The organism is Afipia massiliensis (assembly GCF_014203115.1).
Lineage (GTDB): Bacteria > Pseudomonadota > Alphaproteobacteria > Rhizobiales > Xanthobacteraceae > Afipia > Afipia massiliensis.
In genome coordinates this window covers 363,638-384,679 of record NZ_JACHIJ010000001.1, presented here as the reverse complement: position 1 = coordinate 384,679, position 21,042 = coordinate 363,638, and the positions used below count along the sequence as shown (strand labels likewise).

Sequence of the window (21,042 nt, the reverse complement as noted above, 5' to 3'; positions counted from 1 at the left end):
GAATGGTGAGCGGACTCGACATCTTTGCGTGGATTGTCCTGATCATCTTGGCTGCCTGCATTATCTCTGTGTTCTGCATCGCCGGCTGGCTGCCCGGACATATCGCGAAAACCCGCGGTCATCCGCAGGCGCAGGCCGTGACCGTGGCAGGCTGGGTCACCCTGATCTGCGGCTTCGCGCTCTGGCCAGTCGCATTGATCTGGGCTTACGTCGATGTGCCTGCCTCCAGCAAGAGGGAGCAGCAGTCATGATGATCGCGATGATGGCAGTTTATCTCGTTCTGTTGTTCGTGCTTGTGCGAACGGGCATCGTTCGTTTCAACCTCTTCTGGAAATCCTCTCCTTTTATTGTCCTCCTGCTGTTGAATCTGTTGCTGTTCATCCCGATGGGATGGGGCGCGCCGCAGGGGCCTGCGCTGGTGGTCCGCCACGCGGTCTCCATTGTCCCGGACGTTGCCGGCGAGGTAATCGATGTGCCGGTCGCCGCCAACACCCCGCTCAAGGCCGGCGACGTGCTGTTCAGGATCGATCCGGTGCCCTACGACGCGCAGGTGAAAGGAATCGAAGCGCAACTGAAATTGTCGGACATGCGCCTTGCACAGATGACGCAACTGCTTGAGCGCGATGCCGGGCGCGGCTTCGATGTTCAGCAGCGGCAATCGGAGGTCGATCAGCTCAACGCGCAGCGCGACAGTGCGCGATGGAATCTGGACAAGACTATCGTGCGCGCGCCGGCCGATGGCTATGTGACCAACGTCGCGCTGCGCAAGGGCGCGCGGGTGGCAAATTTGCCGCTGACGCCGGTGATGGCCTTCATCGATACGTCGGAGACGATCGTCGGTGTCGAAATCGCGCAGAATGATGCTCGGCATCTGCGAACCGGACAGCCCGTCGAGGTGACGTTCAAGTTCTTCCCGGGCAAGATCTATACGGGACGCGTGGAAAGTATCCTGCAGGCTGTCGCTACGGGGCAGACCCAAACATCAGGTGTTGCGGTGATGCCGAAAGAAGTTCAGTCCGCGCCGTTCGTCGTCCGCGTGAAGCTCGACGACGCCGAAATCGCGGCGCTGTTGCCTGCGGGAAGTGCCGGTGACGCCGCGATCTTCACCGAGCATGTCAAGGCAACGCACATCATCCGCAAGGTGCTGCTGAGACAGATTGCGATCCTGAATTACGTCAATCCGTTTTGAGTCCTGAGATGACCAATAATCGTCCAGCAGAGCGGCGCCCACTTCGTATCGGGTTTCGCACATCCATCGTCACGCTGTTCGTGGCTGTGGTGCTGCTTGTCGGATTGACGCTGGTCTATCTCAGCTTCAGCCGCGTCTCCCTGATCACGCAGACGGCGGCAAGCACTTTCATCGACAAGGTGGCGCAGCTCGGCGCAGACCGGATCGATTCAAAATTCCGCAACGTGCGCGACAGCCTCGAAATTCTCGCGGGCCTTCCGTCGATTCAATCAGCGGAAATCGAGGACAATTCGCGGCTCTACGCCCTGATGGCTTCGATGCTGCGCAACAATCCGCAGATATTCAATCTCTACATCGGCTATGAGGATGGCTCATTTCTTGAAATGGATGTGATCGACCGCGCCAAACTGGCTTTCCGTGCAAGCCTTGGCGTCGATGAGGATGCCGCTTTCCGCGTGGTCATCATTTCGCGCACCGGCACCGCGCCGTCGCCCGTCACCATCTTCCTTTCGGATAATCTGATCCAGGTTGCTGAGACCAAGGGTCCCGCTACCTATGATCCTCGTCAGCGGCCCTGGTACGTCGAGGCCTTCAAGGACGAGAAAACGCTGCTGACCGGGCCGTATGTGTTCTTTGCGACCGGTCAGCCCGGCTATACTTTGCGCACAATCCTGAAGGAGGGCCGCCGCGGCGTGGTGGCGGCAGATCTCCTGCTCAATCGTCTCGAGGAGATGCTGGGCGAGCAAAGGCTTGGTAACTCAGGGCTCGCCGTTCTGTTTAACGATTCCGGGCGGATCGTCGGTCATCCCGAGATGAGTCGGCTGATGGACGAAATTCTCGAGCGCGGCAACGACTTGCCGCTGATGAGCGCCATCAAGTTGCCCGGTCTTTCGCAAGCGGTTGGGGCGTGGCGAAAGGGCGGCGCTTCTCAGCAGTTTTTTGCGGACGATGCCGGACGATCCTACGTCGCCGCCTTCCACGGCATCGAGACGGCGGGCAATGCCGGTATCCAGCTCGCAGTGATCGCGCCGCTCGACGAATTTTTCGCAAAGATCATTTCGGAGCGCCGAGGTCTGTTTGCACTTGCTCTCGGCTTTGTGCTGGGCATGCTACCGCTGGCCATCTGGCTTGGCTCCATGCTCTCGCGTTCGCTGCGAAACCTTGCGCAACAAACCGACGAGATTCAGCATTTTCGCCTTGCGGATCGTCCGCGCGTGCGTTCGATCATCGATGAGATCAACGAACTCGGCCGGTCGGTATTCACGATGCGGACGACGATCCGCAATTTTTCAAGCTTCGTGCCGAGGCCGATCGTGCGACAACTCATTGAGTCCGGAGCATCGATTGAACTCGGTGGAGCGCGGCGAGAAGTCACCGTGCTCTTTACCGATGTCGCCGATTTCACCGCCAAGACGGAAAAGGCAGATCCGTCCGAGGTCATGATCTTCACCTCGCGCTATTTCGCGGCGCTATCCGAGGTCATCATGAAACACCACGGCACGATCGACAAATTCATCGGCGATGCCGTGATGGCGTTCTGGAATGCGCCCGATGACGATCCCGATCACGTCGTCCATGCCTGCGAGGCCGTGCTTGCCTGCGTAAAACGCAACAGCGAGCTGAACGAACAGTTCCGCGGCGAGGGCTGGCCCGCCTATGGCACCCGCTTCGGCCTGCATGCCGGCGATGCCGTCGTCGGCAATGTCGGCTCCGCCGACCGCATGAATTACACTGCGCTCGGCGCCACCATTAACCTCGCAGCGCGCCTGGAAGGGCTCAACAAAAACTATGGGACACAGGTGCTGGTCAGCGCAGCCGTGAAGGAGCGCGTCGAAGGGCGCTTTGCTTTCCGCAGCGTCGACGAGATCAGGCCGAAGGGCTTTGCGGAGGCCGTGCGGATCTTTGAACTGCGTTGCGAGACGGATGGAGCGTCGGAGCATGCCTTCTGCCAGCGCTGGGAACTCGCGTACGCCGCGATCCGGCAGGATCAGCCGGCCGCAGCACTGGTGCGTGTCACCGACTTTCTTGCCCAGTATCCCGGCGACGGCGTTGCGCAATACCATGCCGAACGGCTTCGCGCGGAGTTGCGAGGGCCGCGCCGTGTGGTTGACGGAGCGATGCAATGACGCGCGTGCTCAGTCCCTTCGACAGGCGTCAGGTGCTGGCCGGTGGGCTTGCGGCAGGCGTCGCCTTTGCCGCTCCTGCGATCGCGCAGGCGCGAACACGCGTCCGGGTGGGGTACCTCCATGTCGTCGCCGTCGATGGTCAGATATTCACCGGCCTCGACCTAGGCTCGTTCAATAAGCAGGGCATCGATTTCGAGCTGGTTGAGCGCAATACCGGACCCGAAGTGTTTGAGGCGATGGCGCGGGGGGAGGTGGACGTGCTGTCGGCCGGGGGAGTGATTTCTAACTATCTCGCGCTCGGCGCCGGCCGCGCCTTTCTGATTAACGATATCGAGGTCGCCACCGCGCAGCTCTGGGTACGCCCGGACCGCGGGGTCAAATCCTTCGCAGACCTCCGCGGCAAGCGCGTCGCGACAACGACCCGAACCACGGCGCATATCTTTCTCGACCGCGCCTTGCGCGCCAATGGCCTTGGCCTCGCCGACATTCAGGTGGTCAACAGCAGCATGCCCCAAGCTGTCGGCGCATTCATTGCCGGCGAGGTGTCTGCCGTCGCGTTGTGGGTGCCCTTTAACCTGAGCGTTCGCGACAAGCTTCCCGATGCCATCAAGCTGGTGGATGCCTCCGCTTTCTATCCGCAGTCGGCGGTGGTCGGCGGCTGGGTCGCGCGCCATGACTACTATGCGGCGAACAAGGATGTGTTGCAGCGGATCATCCGCGGCTGGGCGGCGGCGAACGACCACATGGTGCGCAATCCCAAGGCCGCAGCCGAGTCTCTCCAGCAGCGCCACTACCAGAAGGCCTCGATTGCCGACATCGCCGAGGCGCTTAAGGCGCAAAAGATGTTCTCGTCACGGGAATGGAAGCGGCTTTACGCCGACGGAACGGTTACAAAATGGCTGCAGCAAGTCAGCGATTTCTTCATGACCGAAGCTGGCGTGACGACGGCGATGCCGGCCACGGACTATTTCGATTCCAGTTTGTACTTAGCAACAGTGAATTAGTGGCGGAAAACTGCTTACCCGATCTGCAGAAGGCGGAATGTCTGCAATTGGCACATCGCGTCATTTCGCTGCAGCAACCGAATCGCTTTAGGAGCAAAGCGGACGTGACCGAAATTTATGGGTACGCGCCCTAGATTGGTTTAAGGAATTTCTCCGGAAGGACGCAGAAAACCGGCTATCGTGCTCATACATGCTCGGGCGGCGGGCTGTATCCGCTGCCGTCCCGTGACATCGATGCGATCAACGACTTCATGGCATCAAGCAGCGCGGCAATCTCGTTGGTGTTGCGCCGTTCGGCCGCCTGCAACGACACTTCCGAAAACCGAATCTTGGCGGACAGTGCATTCACATCCAGCCTGGGCGCTGAATTGGACCGAAGCAGGTCGAAGTGGGTTTTATCCCTGAGATTTACCTCACTCCGGAGGCTCTCGGCCTCGGCCTTAAGGGTGTCGCGCTGCTGGACCACATCAGAATGGCGCTCTGCGAGAAAGACGTTTAGCGTCCTGACGTCGATCGTTTCTTTCGCCAGAGCCATTGAGTGCGCTCGCAAGGATTCCATTTCCGAGTCGATCTCGACCATGGTGTGTTTCATCCCTTCGTTTTCGGTGAGCAGGACCGCACTATTGGCGGTGAGCCGCTCAATGGTTTCCTTGGCTTTAGCCAGTTCCGTTGCGAGTTCGGCTTCCATTGCCTCGGAGTCGTAAAGACGGCTACTCAAGGCCTCAATGGTCGCGTGGAGGCCGGCCAAGGTAGCTTCGTATCTGGCGTAAGCGCGATCTCGTTCGTCGGCGGCAACCTTGGCAAAGGCAGCGTTGATTTCCGTTTCGGTCCTGTCGATCTTGACCCCCGTCCTGGTCGCAATCATCGCGATGTTGAAAGGAATGGTCGGTTCTTCGTCCGGTTGGTCAGGCTTTCTGGACTTTAACGCATCCTGGCACCGCAAAAACCATTGCGCATTGCTTAAGCAGATCGCGATCTTTCACGTACATGTCGCTTAAGGCTGCGGCGTCGGAGTTCGGCGGCAATTGGCCGTTTTCGATGACTGGCCGTCGAGGCTCAAAATTGTGATACTTTAGCGCCTCAAGTGCTTCGTCGATGGCCGCGCGATCTCCGTCAGTGAAGTCCGGTGCTGCGAAATAGATTTGGGCAGATCGTCGGGCATTCCACGGCAAAAAAGCTCCCCACAGTACGGACATATCGTCCAATGAAAGACGCTTATCCGTCAGGTCGCTTTCGCTCGGTGGATTGCCTCCAGTACTCGGCGCGGTGTCATCGGCGAATGCAGCAATTCCACTCTCAGCGGCTTGAGCGCATCGTTAACAGCATTGCCGATGGCGGCAGGAGGAGCAATCGCGCCGCCTTCGCCCAGGCCCTTGACGCCGAATTCCGTGTAAGGCGACAGCGTTTCCATATGCTCGAGCTGGGGGGCAGGAACCTCGGTGGGACCAGGCAGCAGATAATCCGCGAAGGTTGATGCCAACGGTTGTCCCGATGGATCGAACGGCATCTCTTCATAGAGAGCAGTGCCGATACCCTGTGCGAGTCCGCCATAGATCTGGCCGTCAACGACCATCGGATTGATCAACTTGCCGCCGTCCTCGACGATAACGTAGTCGAGAATCTCGATGTCGCCCATTTCCGGGTCCACTGCGACAACTGCGATATGTGCGGCGTAACTAAAGGTGCCGGAATCACGCACTGGCTTGTAGCCAATGGTGGTTTCGAGGCCGCGCGGATCGACCGAGGCCGGCAAATCCTGCGGGCGCCGATACCAGGTGTGAGCGACTTCCTTCACCGTCACGCTTCCCGACGGTCCGATGACAGAGCCGCCCGCGAGGTGCACGTTCGCGACATCTGTTTGCAGAAGATGCGCCCCGATGCCTTTGATGAGACCGGCGATTTCGTGCGAGGCGCGGGAGACCGCGCCGCCCGCCATCACGGCCGACCGCGAGCCCCACGTCCCGGTCGAATAGGGCGTATATTGGGTGTCGCCGTGGACGAGCTTGATCTTCGCGGTCTCGATGCCCAGAATTTCGTGGGCGATCTGCGGCAATGTGGTCTCCATGCTCTGCCCGTGCGAATGGACGCCGGTGCGCAGCTCAAGGCCTCCATCCGGCGTGACACGCGCCGTGGCTTGTTCGTGGCCGGGGATCATCGGGATTCCCCATCCGGAATAGACCGACGTGCCATGCGCGCCCTGTTCGCAGTAGATCGAAAGACCGACGCCGATCAGCCGGCCTTGCACGTCCTTGGTTTTCTCCCGCTTGCGGATGCTGTCCAAATCGATCATCGCCATCGCACGTTTCAGCGCTTCGGGATAATCACCGCTGTCAAAGTGCTTTTTGGTGATGTTGTCGAACGGCATCTGCTCGGGCTTCACCAGATTCTTCAGCCGCACCTCCAGAGGATCCAATCCTGCCTCGCGAGCAACGGCATCGATCATCAGTTCCATGGCGTAGCAGACGCCAGTGCGGGCGACGCCACGATAGGGAAGGATCGGACACTTGTTGGTTGCGACCGACCATGTCCGGCAACGGTATGACGGGAAATCATAAGGCCCCGGCAGAATGCTCGCGATCTGAGCAGCCTCGAGACATGCCGAGAACGGGTAAGATGAGTAAGCGCCTGAATCGACGGTTGCCTCGCACTCGATGCCGCGGAGGGTGCCGTCGCGATCCGCGTATGCGGTGATGAGATAGTGATGTTCCCGGCAGTTTGCGCTCGCGGTCAGATGTTCGCGGCGATCTTCGATCCAGCGAACCGGATGGCCGCAGTGCATCGCAAGCCAGGCGAGGCACACATCCTCCGGCGGCATGAGAGCCTTATAACCGAATCCGCCTCCGACATCGGGCGAGATCACCCGCACCTTGCTCTGATCGAGCCCGAGACATTCGGAGATGCCGGTTCTTATGATGTGCGGCTGCTGCGTGCCGGTATAGAGCACAAGCTGATCGAGCCGATTGTCCCAGTAGGCAACGGTGGCGCGCCCCTCCAGAGGCGCCATGCATTGCCGCGCCGTCTTGATTTCGCGGGTCACCTTGATCGGGGCGTCGTAGGCCGCCTCCATATTCACGTCGATGTACGTTTCCAGGAAAACGTTGTCGCCCCAGTGTTCGTGAATCAGTGGCGCATCGGGCCGCCTCGCGGCCAGCATCTCGCTCACCACCGGTAGTTCATCGAGGTCGAGTTCCACCGCGGCGGCGATGTCTTCTGCTTCGGCGCGCGTACTGCCTACGCACATGGCTACAAGCTCGCCAACCTGCCGGACTTTTTCGTGCGCCAGAAGAGGCTGCTCCGAATGTTTAAACCCGGGCAGGCCGGACGCGGCAATGATTGGTTTGACGTTCGTAAGATCGTTCGCGGTGAACACGCGATCTTGGAGTTCCGGCGGGATTCGCACGCCGCGTATTTTTGCATGCGCCAGCGGGGAGCGGACGAAGGCGACGTCCTTGAGCCCCGGCAACTTGAGGTCGCCCACATACTGGCCGCGGCCACGCAAGAAACGATCGTCTTCCTTTCGCAGCAGAGACGCACCGACGCCCTGAGAATCCATTGCCCCCTCCGATTACACTGCTTGCAACAGGTTGGATTGCTTTATATCATCCTATCTATAGGACAACAATGAGATAGAGAGATATGGTTCAGATTACACTCATTCAGCCTTCGGGAGCATCGTTGCAACTTGATGTGCCGGAGGGCTGGAGTCTCATGCAAGCCGCAGTGAAAAACGGCATCGACGGCATTGTCGCTGAGTGCGGCGGTTCCTGCGTTTGCGCGACCTGCCATGTCTACGTCCAGCAAGAGCGTTTCGCGGAGCTGCCGCCTCCGGGCGAGGACGAGCTCGAACTTCTGGACGAAGTGAAAGCCGAGCGGCGCCCCAACAGCCGGCTGTCATGCCAGATCAAGGCAGCACCCGAGTTGAACGGACTCATCGTCACCATTCCCGAGTACCAAACGTGATCGGCGCCGATCCTCACATCGTCATTGTCGGGGCAGGGCAGGCCGGTCTTCAGGCCGCGGAAACGCTACGCAGCGAAGCGTTTGAAGGCAGAATAACGCTCCTCGGCGCTGAGCCCCACCCTCCCTATCAACGGCCTCCGCTCTCGAAAGCGTGGCTGACAGATCATCTCGATCCCGAACAGCTCACGCTGCGCGATCTCTCCGTGTTGGAGCGGAAACAGATCGATCTCTGCACAGGCACATCCGTGTCAGCGATCGATGTGAAATCACAATCAGTGTTGCTGCATGACGGGCGGGCGTTGACCTATAGCGGTCTCGTTCTCGCCACAGGCGCAACACCGCGCCAGCTTCCACAGGCGCAAGGCGCTGGCGATCTGGTCTGCACGCTGCGGTCCCGCGCCGATGCTGATGTGATCGCGCGCAGACTTCGGAACTGCGCGCAAGGGGAGCTGCCTCTGGTCGTCGTCGGCGGAGGATTCATCGGATTGGAGGTCGCAGCGAGCGCGCGCAAGCTTGGTATCGCGGTCACCATCCTCGAAGCGGCTTCGCGGTTGCTTGAAAGGGTTTTGTCTCAGGACCTGTCCGACTGGTACGCCAGGCTGCATGCCGACCGCGGCACGACATTGATCTTTGACGCTCGGATAGCCGAAATCCGAAAGACCTCGGACCATGCTGCCGAGGTGCGGCTTGCCGACGGAACTTGCATCGTTGCCGGACTGGTGGTTGTGGGAATCGGCGTCACGCCCAATGACGAACTGGCGCGGAACGCCGGCATCGCATGCGAAACGGGTATCGTGGTGGACGCGTGCGGTCGCACCTCCGTTCCGAACATCGTCGCCGCGGGAGACTGCACGGTTCGCCGTTTGTCTGACGGCTCGATGCTTCGGCTGGAGTCGGTTCAGAATGCGGTCGAGCAGGGCCGATCGGCGGCTAGCGCACTTCTGGGCGCGGAAAAGCCAAGCCTTGGAGCGCCGTGGTTCTGGTCGGACCAGTATGAAATGAAGCTCCAGATTGCCGGCCTGTCGCGCGGGGCAGATACTCACGTCCTGCGGGGCGACATGGAAAGCCACTCGTTCTCGATCTTTCATTTTAGCGAGAGCTGTCTGGTGGCGGTCGATTCGATCAACGCTGCAAGGGATCACATGATTGCGCGGGATCTGATCGGGCGGCGGATCTCGCCGACCGCACAGCAGGCCGGCGACACAACGTTCAATCTCGCAAAACTTCGCACCGTTTTGGCTTAGCTGCTTCTGAAAGCAAAGTAAAAAGCAGCGGCGGCACCGACATCGGCGCCGCCGCTGATTCTTGCCTCGTTTACTTGCTGACCAGCACGACCTTTCCGTTGTCGATCTTGACGAGGTGCGTCGTCGCCGGGCTTTGCCCGCTCTCGGAGCCGGCCGGCCCAACCTTCTCGAACACGATACGGCCGGTCAGGCCGGGATACTCGACTTCCCAGAGAGCTGCGCGGATCTTCTCCGGTTCGGCGACGCCAGCTTTCTTGATAGCTGCGGCAAGCACCTGGATGCCGTCGTAGCCGCGCGCACCCTCAGGCAGCCCGGCAAACGGAAGTCCGGTTTTTTCCCACGCTGCGATAAACGCGCGGGCGGCTGTCGGATCTGCCGAGGTTTCAGGAAACCACGGCGCAAACATTGCGTCATGCAGCGAATTGTTGGCGGCCGAGCCGGCCTGTGCAATCAACTGATCCGGCACAGTGCCGCCGGTCGTGATGATCTGCCGCTTGATGCCGAGTGCCTGCGCCTGCTTCATGACCAGCGTCATCTGTTCCGGGCCGGACGTTGTGAACAGGGTGTCGCTGTCGGTGCTCTTGATGGTAGAAAGCTGCGAAGACATGTCTTGCGCCGCTGCATCCATATGAAGCGTGCGGTTGACCGTGATGCCCTTCTCCTTGAGCATTTTCCCGAACTCCGCAGCCGCACCGAGACCCCAGTCATTGTTGACGACCAGGAAATCGACCTTCTTGATCTTCAGTGGTTCGACGAAGCGAGTGAAGCTCTTTGCTTCCATGCTGTTGGTCGGGCTGATCCGGAACACATAGGGGTTGCCCATGGTCGTGATCTTGTCGGCGCTGGACGTCTCGACCAGCATCGGAACCTTGTATTCCATCAGCTTCGGCATCACCGCGAGTGTGTAAGTCGAGCTCCATGCGCCCATCATCGCAGGTACCTTGTCGCGCGTGATTAGCTTCTCGGCGACGTTCGCGGCTTCGGTAGGATTGCTCTTATTGTCTTCGATGATCAGTTGAAGTTTCTTTCCAAGCACGCCACCCTTCGCATTGATCTCGTCTGCGGCGATCTTTGCGCCATTGGTGACGAAATTACCCGACGCGGCGACCACGCCCGTCAGTGGCTGATTGACGCCGAGCTTGATGGTTTCCTGCGCCATCGCGCCTGTCCCAACGCTGGTTGACAGGATCGCTAGCAATATTCTGGACCAAGACGATTTCATCGAACGTTCCTCCCTCCGGTTTACCCGCCCGCCTGTTAGCGCGCTAAAGTCAATCTATCACCCTATTGATAGGATGACCAAGCCGCAAATGTGAACGATAGGTGCTATTTATTACGGCAATCTGCACAAAAACCTTACTCTGCGTAGTTGCAGCATATCTCTATCATGCTATAAATAGAATGACTAGATTGGTAGGAAGGCACTTTTGAAGTGCCGAATGCTGCAAATCAACGTCGTGAGAGCCGCGCGTCCTGCGCGCCAGGTGAGTGCGGAATGAATCGGAAGCTCGCGCATCTTCGTCGTCTCGTTCGGTTAAGTGAGGCCAAGGCGAACCTGCCGGAGCGCACTTTGCTCCATGCTGGACCGCCTTTCAAAGGTAAACCCCCACGTGCCGTCATGGCGGCGGCGGAGCAGGCTGTTGTAGTCGGCGGCTTCGCCGGGGATGCCGTGACCGCGCGCGCGATGCTTGAGGCGGGTTCTCTTTTACTTGAACCGGCGCAGGATCATGGTGTCGTTGTTCCGCTTGCGATGGTCGTCGCACCGTCGATGTGGTGCTTGGAGGTCGGGGACAAGGATAACGTCTTCTATTCTCCCGTGTCGGAGGGGCCGCCGCCAGCGCTGCGATTTGGCTCCGCCGATCCGCTCTGCGTTACGCGTGCGCGCGATTGGACCGCAGAGGCAGCGCAGGCCATCAATCCGCAACTCGCCACTCTCCCGGACGTTGAATCGATGATGCGGCAGGCGCTGCGTAGCGGCGACGACTGCCATGCTATCACCCGTGCAGGGAACGAGCTATTCCTCGAACTTTTGAACAAGACGCCCGCGGGGATAGCAGCCGACATCCGAGCAAATCCCGGGTTCGTTCTGGGCATCTGGATGGCCTGGGCTGCCTGGAAATTGCAGGCTTCGGCAAGCGAGATCGTGGCCATCGGCGGCAACGGCATTGAATTCGGCTTGCGCCGGCGCGGCACGACACGCTGGGCCACTGTGCCATGCGCGCCCCCAACGGGAATCCGTTTCAATTCGCAGCAGGAAGCGCCTGCGCTCGGCGCCATCGGGGACAGTGCGCTCGTCGATGTCTGCGGATTTGGCGGACAGGCGCTGAATCATGCGCCAATGCTCGCGGCAGAGTGGGCGCATCTGCTTCCGCCAGATGCGCAAACGCGCGGGTGCGCCATCATTCATCGCGACCGGGGCGTCATCGATATCGAGGCCGTCCGCGCCACCGGCGTTATGCCGATAATCAATCTTGCGATCCTCGATGAAAGAGGCGCTGCCGCGCCTATCGGAAGAGGCTTCTACATCGTGCCGCCCACACTTTTTGGAACTGGAGATTAGGAATGGACCTGACAGGAAAGGTGGCTGTGGTCACCGGCGGTGCGATGGGTATCGGCTATGCGATCAGCGAGGCGCTGGCGAAGCAGGGTGCGTCGATCATGATCGCGGATCTCAAGGGAGGTGTGGCCGCCGCCGAGAAATTGCGCCAACACGGATATGAAGCCCATCACGTCGATGCGGATGTTTCCAGCGAGCAGGACACCGGGCGCATGGCATCGGCGGCCATCGAGCGGTTCGGTCACATCGACGTTCTTGTGAACAATGCGGCGATCTATTCGACACTGTCCCTCAAGCCTTTCGAACAGCTCACGGTCGACGACTGGCACAAGATGCTGAACGTCAATGTCATCGGGCAGTTTCTGTGCTGCAAGGCGGTACTTCCTGCGTTCAAGAAGCAAGGCTCCGGCCGCATCATCAACATCTCGTCGGGTGTCGCCTTCAAGGGCAATCCCGGCATGCTGCACTATGTCGCTTCAAAGGGCGCGATCGTATCCATGACGAGAACGCTCGCGACCGAGCTTGGCGAACATGGCGTCCTCGTCAACAGCGTCGCCCCCGGCTTCACGTTGAGCGACGGCGTTCAGAACAATCCCGAGCTGGCGAACACGGTTTCCGGATTCTCCGTGCGCAACAGAGCTCTCAAGCGGGACATGTTGGCCGGGGATGTCGTCGGCGCCGTCGCTTTCTTTGCGGGCCCCCATGCCGCTTTCATTACCGGCCAGACGTTGGTCGTCGATGGCGGCGCTTACTATCACTGACGGCCGTGGAATTCTTGACTGTCGAAGGGAAACAAAAAAATGAAGTACGTTACCAATGCATGGTATCCGGTTGTATGGGCTGATCGCGTCGGGCGGGAGTTGACCAGGCACGTGGTGCTCGAAGAGCCCATCGTCATCTATCGTCTTGAGGACGGCAGCATTGCTGCTCTTCAGGATGCTTGCCCGCACCGGCTTGCGCCGTTGTCGCTGGGTAAGTTGAAGGGCGATAACATCGAATGCGGCTATCACGGCATGACATTTGACTGCAGCGGGAAATGCGTTCTCATCCCGGGCCAGGAAGTGATTCCAGGCAACGCGCTGGTCCGCTCCTATCCGCTTCAGATCAAGTACGGTCTGGTGTGGCTTTGGATGGGCGATCCTAAAAAGGCTGATCTCAGCAAGATGTTTCATCTGCCGCAGTATGAGGCCGAAGGCTGGCATGCAGCTCAGGGCGACACGCTGCGGATCGAGTGCAACTATCTCAGCCTTTGCGACAATTTGCTTGACCCAGCGCACGTCACGTTTGTTCACACCACGACGCTTGGCACTCCCGCTGGGGCTACCGTTCCGGTGAACAACGAATACCGGAATAACGAGATCACGGTGTGGCGATGGATACGAAACGGGCCGGCGATTCCGCTGTTCTCGAAGTACGGCAAGCTGAGCGGGTCGGTCGATCGCTGGCATTACTATAATTACTCGACGCCGTGCTACTTCGCGATCGACATGGGATCGTGCCCGACGGGCTCTATTCCCGATATGGACGAGCGGCACCAGGGTGTCCAGATGTTTGCCTGCCATGTGCTGACGCCTGTCGACGAGCGCACAGTGCTTCAGCACTGGTTTCACGTCCGCAACTTCCGCACCAACGAGCACGACATGGACGCCACCCTGACCGCCGACCTCGATATGGCGTTCAAGGAAGACAAGGTCATTCTGGAGCGAATTCAGCTCGAGGAAGAGCGCGACCCGAATTACAAGCGCATCATTCTCGGAATTGATGCAGCACCCATGAAGATGCGCCGAATGGTCGATAAACTTATCTTGGCGGAACTAGAAACGGCCCATTGAGCTGGCAATTCGCTCACAACTACGCGCGCCATAAGACAAGATCGTCTTTGGCGTGCGGACACTTCCTCTGTACTGCCTGGGGTTTGCACCCCAGGAGCTTTTTTGGGGGAACGGCGCGGAGTTTGTATTTAGCCGCGGTTGATCAGATCTCGCCGAAGCGCGAAGCAATGCCTGTGATAATGGAAATCCGCGACATAGATCGCGACGTTGCGATCGTCCAGAAGAACGATCCTGCAATCGGCAGTGGGCTCGCCAAGTCCGATCTTGAGCAAATCGGCGACCTCGGGGTTCGCTATGCCGATCGTCACCGTCTGATAGACGTGACTGATCGAGATGTCTTTCATCTCCATAATGCGAGGCAAGGCCGGCAAACGCGTGAACTGTTTTCGATCGCGTGCGAATATCTCCTGCGACAGGTGCAGGTTAACAACCGAGAACGGCTCATCTTCGTTGTACTGCACGCTTCTTAGCAGCGTATATCTGTGCGCGGGAATACCTTCGTTCTCGCTGAGGGGAGGGCTGGCGACCTTCTCCTCGATATACACGATCTCGACGCGATTGTCCTTGATCGAGCTGATCAGACCGTCGAGGTCATTGGCGATGTTCAGCCAATGCCTTTCCTTCGGTACGTAGGATACGAAGGTGCCGAGACCCTGCCGCGAATCGAGCATGCGCTCTTCGCGAAGAATTTCGATGGCCTTGCTGATGGTGATCTTGGCGACGCCGAATTCGGCCTCGAGCTCTTCGATCGTCGAAATCTTGTCGCCGTTCTGCCAGCGGCCCGCTTCAATGCGCTGCCGCATCACGGATGCCAACTGCAAATACAGAGGCATGCGGCTGCGGTCGAAAATAACGGAGAGCTTATTCATCTCTCTATTATAGAGTAGTCCTATAGATAAGGCGAGGTGTGTTTAGAGGGTCTCTAGGAAACGGTAACGTGCTCAGCGTATAGCCGGGACGCGAAAATTGGATCTGTCCCTAAGCGGTCTCTGTCAGATGAACGCGCTTCAATGCCGAAGAATCCCGTTTGGGTGATGATGTTACCAGCAGAGTCGACCGAGACTCCGCTCGCGTTGCCCGTACCAGTCACGGAAGATATCGCCTCAATGCCAACGCATCTAGCAAGGATGTCGCCCTTGCTGACCACAGATGAAATGCCGGCATTGCGGTTGTCGTTACCGAGATTGACAGTTGATCGGGCAGAAATTCCGAACCCATCGGAAATGATATTGCCCTTGAAAATAATTGCTGCCGCGCCCGCGCTTCCGGTGTCGAGAGAGCCAACTTGGGACCGCGCAAAAATTCCATCGCCAGCGTTGGCGTTGCCCGCCATTCTCACCGTCACGGGACCGGCGTTTTCTCCGTCGCCGAAGGACTCTACCCTTATTGCGATGTTCCTCGCATTGATATTGCCGGTGTGGTCCACACTAAACAGAGTACCGGCAGAGTTTAACTGGATGCCATTTCCCTTGGAGATGATGCCGAAGTTTCCGGTATTGCTGAAGAGGTTGAAGGTGAGGGGACCGCCAGCCGGGTTAAAGACGATTCCGGTCCCGCCGATGTTCTGCGTCAGGTTGTTGACGTGCAGCGCGTCAACCGCCGCTCCAAATCGGTTAGAAATCGGATGCCCGCTGACTGATTGCCCTGACAGGTGGCGACATTCGCCGGGCTGATCGTGCAGGGCTGCGGGCCGGCGGCAGCAGGAGTCGCCGCCGCGCACAGGGCGCCTGCAGCGGCGGTGCCGAACAGCGCCGCCCGCCAGCGTGTCCAGCCGCCGGGACGCGTGATTGCCGGATGGCGGACACTTTCCGCCGCAGGTCGTGAGGAGGTTGTGGCATCCGATTGCCGTCGGATTCCCGAGCAATTGTGAACGCGAGTCACGTGCCGTGTCATTGAGCATATCTCCGTATTCGCTGTTCAAACCGAACATGCGGGTCGTCTGACTTGACCGGATGCCCGGCCTCGCAGCGCCCCTCGTTCGATTGAACCCGCCACAAATGGGGGAGCTGTGTTGCGCGGGTCACAGTTGAACGGATCGCCCCGATTGCTTTGTCAGCGGGTGCGTCCGGCTGGCGTTTGGAGGTTCGGGTGCATGGCTCCCGGCAGCGTCGGCATGCAGGACGAAGGCCGATGTGACGAGAAGCACGATATTCCGGCACGAGAGGTCTACTTACGTCGGAAGCCGGCAATCGCAGCGGTTTGCGGCACCCACGGGGCCAACATGAAAGAGCTTCCCTTTGCCACTGTAGACTTCATCGATGTTCGTTGACGGTTCCTTGTCAGAGCATCGCGCCAAGATTATTGGCCCAATGCGCAGCAACGCCCGGCCAGAGACTTCCGCTCCGGTGCCTGAGCACTCCGCAGATAAGGCCGACGAGGGTGACGGTTGCGACGACGGATGCGCTCACCGTCACGGAAAGTATGACCCATCCGGGGATATGAATGGCAAGGAAAAGAACTGTCGTGACAAGTATCGCGAGCCAAGAGGCAAGACGCGCAGTGAGCCGTGTTTGTATAACGCCCCTGAACAGCAGTTCTTCAACGGAGGCACCTATTAGACTCCAGATCACCCTTAAACAGAAACTATCCGTTTGGATAAGTGTCTTGGTAAACTGCAATATTCTCAGGTCAAAGCATCGCCCTGCGAAGACTGTCACAATGATCGAAGCTGCGACCATGAGTGATTTGCAAGTGTTGGCCCGGACATCTTGGTCCAATGGTTTGGCCTGCAAAAGTTTGAACTTCGTATTGAAATTTTCCGCTGCTTTGCAAAAGCAACTTCCAACGCAATTCATCTTTCTTTCGACTCAGCTTGTCATCTGCGCCAACTCTAACGACACCCAACTGGCGCCGCGTCCCCCGATTGAATGATGTCACCGCTGATCACGAACCGTTTTGAGCGCCAAATTCCGCAATGACATGTCAGCGGCACTCGCGTGTGTGATGTTTCGATCACAGCGGACGGAAAATCATGTGCGACCGCTTTCGGTTTTGAGTCGGCTTGTGCGATTTCGTTGATTTGGCTCATATTTTTGGTCGGCACCAAGTCTGCGCTGCCCTTTTATATTCGAGCGCTATACATCGATCGATGGATGCGCTGATTTTGGCTCGATGCCACATTGGACAGTCTGTGCTGACTCGTTGCATCGCGACCCTCTCGGAGTTCTCACCGCAAGAGCGGGCGAGGCAGTGGAACGCCGATAGATCGATGACGGGGCCGTGCACGCGATTCCGTTGTTTGTTGTAAACAGGTGTTGGTCGAAAGCAGGAGTTGCGTATGCAGTCTATCGTCGTGACCGGTACATCGACGGGGATTGGTTGGGGCACCGCAAAGGTGCTGCTCGATCGCGGTTTTCGCGTCTTCGGCAGTGTGCGAAAGCAGGTCGATGCCGATCGCTTGCAAAAAGAGTTCGGTAGCAACTTCGTGCCGCTTCTCTTCGATATCACTGACGAGGCGAAGGTGCTTTCTGCGGCGCGTTTTGTTCGTGAGGCATTGAAGGGGGCGACGCTGAGGGGGCTCGTCAACAATGCCGGCATCGCGGTGTCAGGTCCGGCGCTTGAGCTTTCAATCGATGACTATCGGCGGCAGATGGAGGTCAACGTCATCGGGCAGATCGTTGTCACGCAGGCATTCGCGCCGCTGCTCGGCGCGGATCGTTCGCTGAGGGGGGCGCCCGGACGGATCGCCATGATCAGTTCGGTCTCAGGCAAAAACGGCAATCCGCTGCTGTCGCCCTACTGCACGTCGAAGCATGCCATCGAAGGATTTTCCGACAGCATCCGGCGCGAATTCATGCTGTTCGGCATCGATGTCATCGTAATCGGGCCGGGCGCGGTGAAAATGCCGATCTGGGCCAAGGCCGGAGAAGTCGATATTTCCGCCTACCGGAATTCTCCCTTCTTTCCCGCGCTTCAGCGGATTCGAGACTACATGCTGAAGCTCGGCGAGAGCGCATTGCCGGCAGAGAAAATCGGCGAACTCGTCTATCAAGCTTTGACGAGCCCGCGCCCGCGTGTGCGTTATTCCATTAGCCCGGAGCCGGTCCAGTTGCTGATAGGGCGAATGTTGCCGACGCGGATGCTCGACAGGATCGTGGCCAAGCGTCTCGGCTTGCTGCCGCGAAGCGGCAGTTAAGTGGCCGCACGCAATATCGCGGTTTCGGCCTGTTCCAAAGAGCTGGCAACAAGCACATGGATGCTGACGGGCATGATGCTGGCGCTCAGGATCCTGACCGGCGGCAAGCTGTCGTTTGCCCAGAACGGTATGCGTCGGCATTTGGTAAGCGTCCATTTCTGACACGTGGTGTCAGTTGAAGGCGGCTGGCGAGCGCCAATTCCACGGCAGGAGTTCATCGAGCCGGCTCATCGGGTGACCGCCGGACATGCGCTCGAGCACGTCCTTGAGATAGGCGAAGGGCTCGACATTGTTGAGCTTGGCGGTTGTGATGAGCGAGCAGACGGTCGCCCAGCGCTGGCCCCCGCCATCCGACCCGGCGAACAGATGGTTCTTGCGGCCGAGTGTGACTGGGCGGATTGCTCGCTCGACCGTGTTGGTGTCGAGTTCAATACGGCCATCGCCGAGGAAGCTGCAAAGGGCCTCCCAGCGAGTGAGGCTATATCGGATGGCGTCGGCGAGGCTGCTGCGGGGCGGGAGATGCACGAACCGTCGCTCAAGCCAAACCTTGAGTGCAGTCACGAGTGGCAATGACCTCGATTGACGCGCGCTTTGTCGTTCAGTCGCTGTCTGCCCGCGGATAGAAGCTTCGATAGCATAGAGCTCCGCAATGCGGCGTAAGGCTTCGCCTGCGATCGGCGAGCCTGTTGCTTGATGCACTTCGTAGAACTTACGCCGCGCATGTGCCCAGCAGGCCGCGAGATCGATGCCGCTGCCGAGCCGCTCGAAGCCGGGATATCCATCGACCTGCAGAACGCCCCTGAACTTCGAGAGGTGAGAGATGGGGCGCTCGGCCTTCCGATCGGGGCTATAGAGATAGAGGGCCGCCGGCGGATCGGGCCCCTGCCAGGGACGATCATCCCGAGCATACACCCACAGCCGACCGGTTTTGGTGCGACCGCGGCCGGGATCGAGCACCGGGATCGGCGTGTCGTCGGCGAACAGCTTGCCGGATGCGAAGACGTGCTCGGCGAGCCTTGCCTTGAGCGGCTCCAGCCACCAACAGGCGCCACCAACCCAGTTGGCGAGCGTCGAGCGGTCGAGCTCCACGCTCTGCCGGGCGAAGATCTGGCTCTGTCGGTATAGCGGTAGGTGATCGCAGTATTTGGAGACGAGAACGTGAGCAAGCAGAGCAGGGCTGGCGAGGCCCTTGGCGATCGGCCGCTCCGGCGCCGCGACCTGGTGGATAGTCCCGCAGCTCCGGCACCCATAGCGCGGCCGGCAGATACGGATCACACGCAGGCGCGCCGGAACATGGTCGAGCATCTCGCTGACGGTCTCACCGATCAAATGGAGGCGGCCAGCGCAGCAGAAGCAGGTCTGGTGATCGAGATCGAGCCGAACATCCTCGCGTTCTAGATGCGACGGCAGACTTGCCCGCGCGGTGCGTGTCCGCGGTGAGGGCGTCTTCGCCTCGATCCGGCTCTCCGCTCTCGCCAGATCGGCGTTGAGGTCATCAAGCCCCAGCTGCAGCTGATCGTTGTCGAGCTGTTCAGCTCGCCGTCCAAACTGGCTGCGCTGCAGCTTGCGGATGATAAGGCGGAGCCGTTCAATCTCGGCCTGCGCTTCGGTGAAGCTGGCGCGCTCGCTCGCAAGCGCGCGCACCAAGTGCTGCAGCGTCTCTACATCGGCCGGCAGGGCGGCGAGATCGATGTTCATGACGATAGAGTGTAGCCGACTCGCGTCCGCGTCCGCCGCTCCGAAGGCACCATTGAGTCAATCCGTCGCAGATCATCCGGCCAGGGCCGGGCGCCAGCGCTGCTCCGGCGCGCGCCAGTCCACGCCATCGATCAGCAGGGACAACTGTGCTGACGTAAGCGATAGCGTCTCGCCCGGATCGATACTCGGCGGCCACAGGAACATGCCGTGATCGAGCCGCTTGGTGAAGAGACAAAGTCCAGTACCGTCCCAATGGATGATCTTGATGAGGTTGGCTCTGGTGCGGCCTCGGAACACAAACAGATGGCCGGAGAACGGATCCTGCTGCAGTACGCCCTGCACCAGCATCGCCAGGCCGTCGATGCCCTTGCGCATGTCGATAAAGCCAAGTGCCAGATGCACCTTCACGCCGGAGGGAAGCAGCGTCATGCCATGCGCTCCTCTGCAGACGAGGTCGCGTCTGTGATCTCGACCGACACGAACGTTGGCACTGTGACGGCTGCTAGTTCGACCTTCCATCGACGCAGAACGCGGCGGTCGATGCCGTAGCGGCGCGCGACCTCCGCAATGCTCGTATCAGCTTGCGTCGCCTCGTCGACAATCCGGCGTTTGTCCGCTTCGCTGAAGCGTCGGCGATGGCCCTCACGCGCTCGCGGAACGATGGGGCTTCCTGACCACGAGGAGGGATAAGCCAGGTGACTTAAGGGGTGACTTAGGGGAGGATTTAGCAGCGGACTTAGGGGAGGACTAAAGCCCCGACGTCGATAGAGCAGCTTGCGCTCTGGTGGCTGCGGCTCGGCTTTAAAAATAGCCCGCCAATTGCCGAAGGCCTTGAGCGGGATGTCATACGCCTCGCAATACTGCCTTTGATTCAAGTCGCTGCGCTTCCACGCCTCATGATGCGCCCGCCAGAAAGCCTCGCCCTGACGTGTCCAGGATCCACTCTTTGCCACCATCTCGCTCTCCACATCCACAAATCGAAGGGGAGAACAGATCGCGTCCACGCGATGCTATACAAGTGTGTGAGAATTCAACGCTTACGGCATTTGCAGGTAGAATTCTCTGTTCCTGTTCAAAAATTCTCTGATCAGCCAAATTCTTTCCCTGTTTACTTGCGCAGGGAATTCCCTGAAAGCCGCTGCAGCGCAGCAGTTTGTCGATTAGAAATAGTCTTCTGAAGCTTTGGAATAGTAGATTTCCCTGCAAAATTCCCTGTTAGCAGTGAATTCGGGTGGAGACCGGTGCGATCAGCACTGCGTCGCCAGCCAGCTTCCAGAACGCCGATTGCACAGTCGTT

Annotated in this window: 23 protein-coding genes; 13 read left to right on the top strand and 10 right to left on the bottom strand. The window is 59.3% G+C overall.

The genetic code is table 11. The annotated features are described in order from the left end of the window. The first annotated feature begins 5 nt into the window (after window positions 1-5). The 4 genes from HNQ36_RS01790 to HNQ36_RS01775 are packed head-to-tail and all read left to right on the top strand — an operon-like array spanning window position 6 to window position 4,319. Window positions 6-251 (top strand): DUF3302 domain-containing protein, encoded by a 246-nt coding sequence (locus HNQ36_RS01790; protein WP_184082241.1) that lies wholly within the window; start codon window positions 6-8, stop codon window positions 249-251. Continuing rightward, the gene (locus HNQ36_RS01785; protein WP_184082240.1) at window positions 248-1,189 is read left to right on the top strand and encodes an HlyD family secretion protein; all 942 of its coding nucleotides are present in this window, start codon (window positions 248-250) and stop codon (window positions 1,187-1,189) included. The genes HNQ36_RS01790 and HNQ36_RS01785 overlap by 4 nt, the downstream gene beginning before the upstream one ends. An 8-nt stretch (window positions 1,190-1,197) precedes the next feature. Beyond that, entirely contained in the window at window positions 1,198-3,315 is a 2,118-nt protein-coding gene (locus HNQ36_RS01780) for an adenylate/guanylate cyclase domain-containing protein (protein ID WP_184082239.1), read from the top strand. After that, entirely contained in the window at window positions 3,312-4,319 is a 1,008-nt protein-coding gene (locus HNQ36_RS01775; protein ID WP_184082238.1) for an ABC transporter substrate-binding protein, read from the top strand. Before HNQ36_RS01780 ends, HNQ36_RS01775 begins: the two co-directional genes overlap by 4 nt. A gap of 184 nt (window positions 4,320-4,503) precedes the next feature. On the opposite strand, the gene HNQ36_RS01770 is transcribed toward HNQ36_RS01775, so the two are convergent. The 3 genes from HNQ36_RS01770 to HNQ36_RS01760 are packed head-to-tail and all read right to left on the bottom strand — an operon-like array spanning window position 4,504 to window position 7,872. Beyond that, window positions 4,504-5,184 (bottom strand): coiled-coil domain-containing protein, encoded by a 681-nt coding sequence (locus HNQ36_RS01770; protein ID WP_184082237.1) that lies wholly within the window; start codon window positions 5,182-5,184, stop codon window positions 4,504-4,506. Between the two features lie 40 nt (window positions 5,185-5,224). After that, window positions 5,225-5,524, bottom strand: coding sequence for a hypothetical protein (locus tag HNQ36_RS01765; protein ID WP_184082236.1), 300 nt, complete (start codon window positions 5,522-5,524; stop codon window positions 5,225-5,227). A gap of 17 nt (window positions 5,525-5,541) precedes the next feature. Further along, window positions 5,542-7,872: a xanthine dehydrogenase family protein molybdopterin-binding subunit gene (locus tag HNQ36_RS01760; protein ID WP_184082235.1), complete on the bottom strand. Its 2,331-nt coding sequence runs from the start codon at window positions 7,870-7,872 to the stop codon at window positions 5,542-5,544. 83 nt (window positions 7,873-7,955) lie between these two features. Between HNQ36_RS01760 and HNQ36_RS01755 the strand changes: the two genes are divergently transcribed. Both HNQ36_RS01755 and HNQ36_RS01750 read left to right on the top strand, forming a co-directional pair. Next, complete coding sequence (locus HNQ36_RS01755; protein ID WP_184082234.1) at window positions 7,956-8,279, top strand: 2Fe-2S iron-sulfur cluster-binding protein; 324 nt, start codon at window positions 7,956-7,958, stop codon at window positions 8,277-8,279. Further along, on the top strand, window positions 8,276-9,523 hold the full coding sequence (locus HNQ36_RS01750) for an NAD(P)/FAD-dependent oxidoreductase (RefSeq protein ID WP_347339935.1): 1,248 nt from the start codon (window positions 8,276-8,278) through the stop codon (window positions 9,521-9,523). The genes HNQ36_RS01755 and HNQ36_RS01750 overlap by 4 nt, the downstream gene beginning before the upstream one ends. A gap of 70 nt (window positions 9,524-9,593) precedes the next feature. On the opposite strand, the gene HNQ36_RS01745 is transcribed toward HNQ36_RS01750, so the two are convergent. Then, on the bottom strand, window positions 9,594-10,745 hold the full coding sequence (locus HNQ36_RS01745) for an ABC transporter substrate-binding protein (protein ID WP_184082232.1): 1,152 nt from the start codon (window positions 10,743-10,745) through the stop codon (window positions 9,594-9,596). A gap of 273 nt (window positions 10,746-11,018) precedes the next feature. On the opposite strand from HNQ36_RS01745, the gene HNQ36_RS01740 reads away from it, so the two are divergent. The 3 genes from HNQ36_RS01740 to HNQ36_RS01730 are packed head-to-tail and all read left to right on the top strand — an operon-like array spanning window position 11,019 to window position 13,912. Further along, complete coding sequence (locus HNQ36_RS01740; RefSeq protein WP_246395197.1) at window positions 11,019-12,083, top strand: oxamate carbamoyltransferase subunit AllG family protein; 1,065 nt, start codon at window positions 11,019-11,021, stop codon at window positions 12,081-12,083. Window positions 12,084-12,085: 2 nt separating this feature from the next. Beyond that, window positions 12,086-12,841, top strand: a complete 756-nt coding sequence (locus tag HNQ36_RS01735; RefSeq protein WP_184082231.1) for an SDR family NAD(P)-dependent oxidoreductase — start codon at window positions 12,086-12,088, stop codon at window positions 12,839-12,841. 39 nt (window positions 12,842-12,880) lie between these two features. Continuing rightward, window positions 12,881-13,912 (top strand): aromatic ring-hydroxylating dioxygenase subunit alpha, encoded by a 1,032-nt coding sequence (locus HNQ36_RS01730; protein ID WP_184082230.1) that lies wholly within the window; start codon window positions 12,881-12,883, stop codon window positions 13,910-13,912. Window positions 13,913-14,040: 128 nt separating this feature from the next. On the opposite strand, the gene HNQ36_RS01725 is transcribed toward HNQ36_RS01730, so the two are convergent. Beyond that, window positions 14,041-14,781 carry a GntR family transcriptional regulator gene (locus tag HNQ36_RS01725; protein WP_184082229.1) on the bottom strand — a complete coding sequence of 247 codons (741 nt, stop codon included), beginning with the start codon at window positions 14,779-14,781 and terminating at the stop codon, window positions 14,041-14,043. A 53-nt stretch (window positions 14,782-14,834) separates the two neighbouring features. Then, the gene (locus tag HNQ36_RS01720; RefSeq protein WP_184082228.1) at window positions 14,835-15,842 is read right to left on the bottom strand and encodes a hypothetical protein; all 1,008 of its coding nucleotides are present in this window, start codon (window positions 15,840-15,842) and stop codon (window positions 14,835-14,837) included. Between the two features lie 162 nt (window positions 15,843-16,004). Between HNQ36_RS01720 and HNQ36_RS01715 the strand changes: the two genes are divergently transcribed. Next, window positions 16,005-16,181 carry a hypothetical protein gene (locus HNQ36_RS01715; RefSeq protein WP_184082227.1) on the top strand — a complete coding sequence of 59 codons (177 nt, stop codon included), beginning with the start codon at window positions 16,005-16,007 and terminating at the stop codon, window positions 16,179-16,181. Between the two features lie 10 nt (window positions 16,182-16,191). Here the strand turns inward: HNQ36_RS01715 and HNQ36_RS26620 are convergent, their stop codons facing one another. Next, window positions 16,192-16,590, bottom strand: a complete 399-nt coding sequence (locus HNQ36_RS26620; RefSeq protein WP_430641345.1) for a CPBP family intramembrane glutamic endopeptidase — start codon at window positions 16,588-16,590, stop codon at window positions 16,192-16,194. Between HNQ36_RS26620 and HNQ36_RS26045 the strand changes: the two genes are divergently transcribed. From HNQ36_RS26045 to HNQ36_RS01695, 3 genes are all read left to right on the top strand, one after another. After that, the gene (locus tag HNQ36_RS26045) at window positions 16,571-16,783 is read left to right on the top strand and encodes a hypothetical protein (RefSeq protein WP_184082225.1); all 213 of its coding nucleotides are present in this window, start codon (window positions 16,571-16,573) and stop codon (window positions 16,781-16,783) included. The two genes, HNQ36_RS26620 and HNQ36_RS26045, sit on opposite strands and share 20 nt — an antisense overlap. Before the next feature lie 406 nt (window positions 16,784-17,189). Beyond that, complete coding sequence (locus tag HNQ36_RS01700; RefSeq protein ID WP_184082224.1) at window positions 17,190-18,047, top strand: SDR family oxidoreductase; 858 nt, start codon at window positions 17,190-17,192, stop codon at window positions 18,045-18,047. After that, complete coding sequence (locus HNQ36_RS01695; protein ID WP_184082223.1) at window positions 18,048-18,209, top strand: hypothetical protein; 162 nt, start codon at window positions 18,048-18,050, stop codon at window positions 18,207-18,209. It begins immediately after the preceding gene. A gap of 9 nt (window positions 18,210-18,218) precedes the next feature. Here HNQ36_RS01695 and tnpC read toward each other — a convergent pair whose 3' ends face one another. The 3 genes from tnpC to tnpA form a co-directional block, all read right to left on the bottom strand. Then, entirely contained in the window at window positions 18,219-19,745 is a 1,527-nt protein-coding gene (tnpC, locus tag HNQ36_RS01690) for an IS66 family transposase (RefSeq protein ID WP_184082222.1), read from the bottom strand. A 72-nt stretch (window positions 19,746-19,817) separates the two neighbouring features. Further along, on the bottom strand, window positions 19,818-20,174 hold the full coding sequence (tnpB, locus tag HNQ36_RS01685) for an IS66 family insertion sequence element accessory protein TnpB (RefSeq protein ID WP_184082221.1): 357 nt from the start codon (window positions 20,172-20,174) through the stop codon (window positions 19,818-19,820). Further along, on the bottom strand, window positions 20,171-20,701 hold the full coding sequence (gene tnpA, locus HNQ36_RS01680; protein ID WP_184082220.1) for an IS66 family insertion sequence element accessory protein TnpA: 531 nt from the start codon (window positions 20,699-20,701) through the stop codon (window positions 20,171-20,173). Before tnpA ends, tnpB begins: the two co-directional genes overlap by 4 nt. Between the last annotated feature and the right edge of the window lie 341 nt (window positions 20,702-21,042).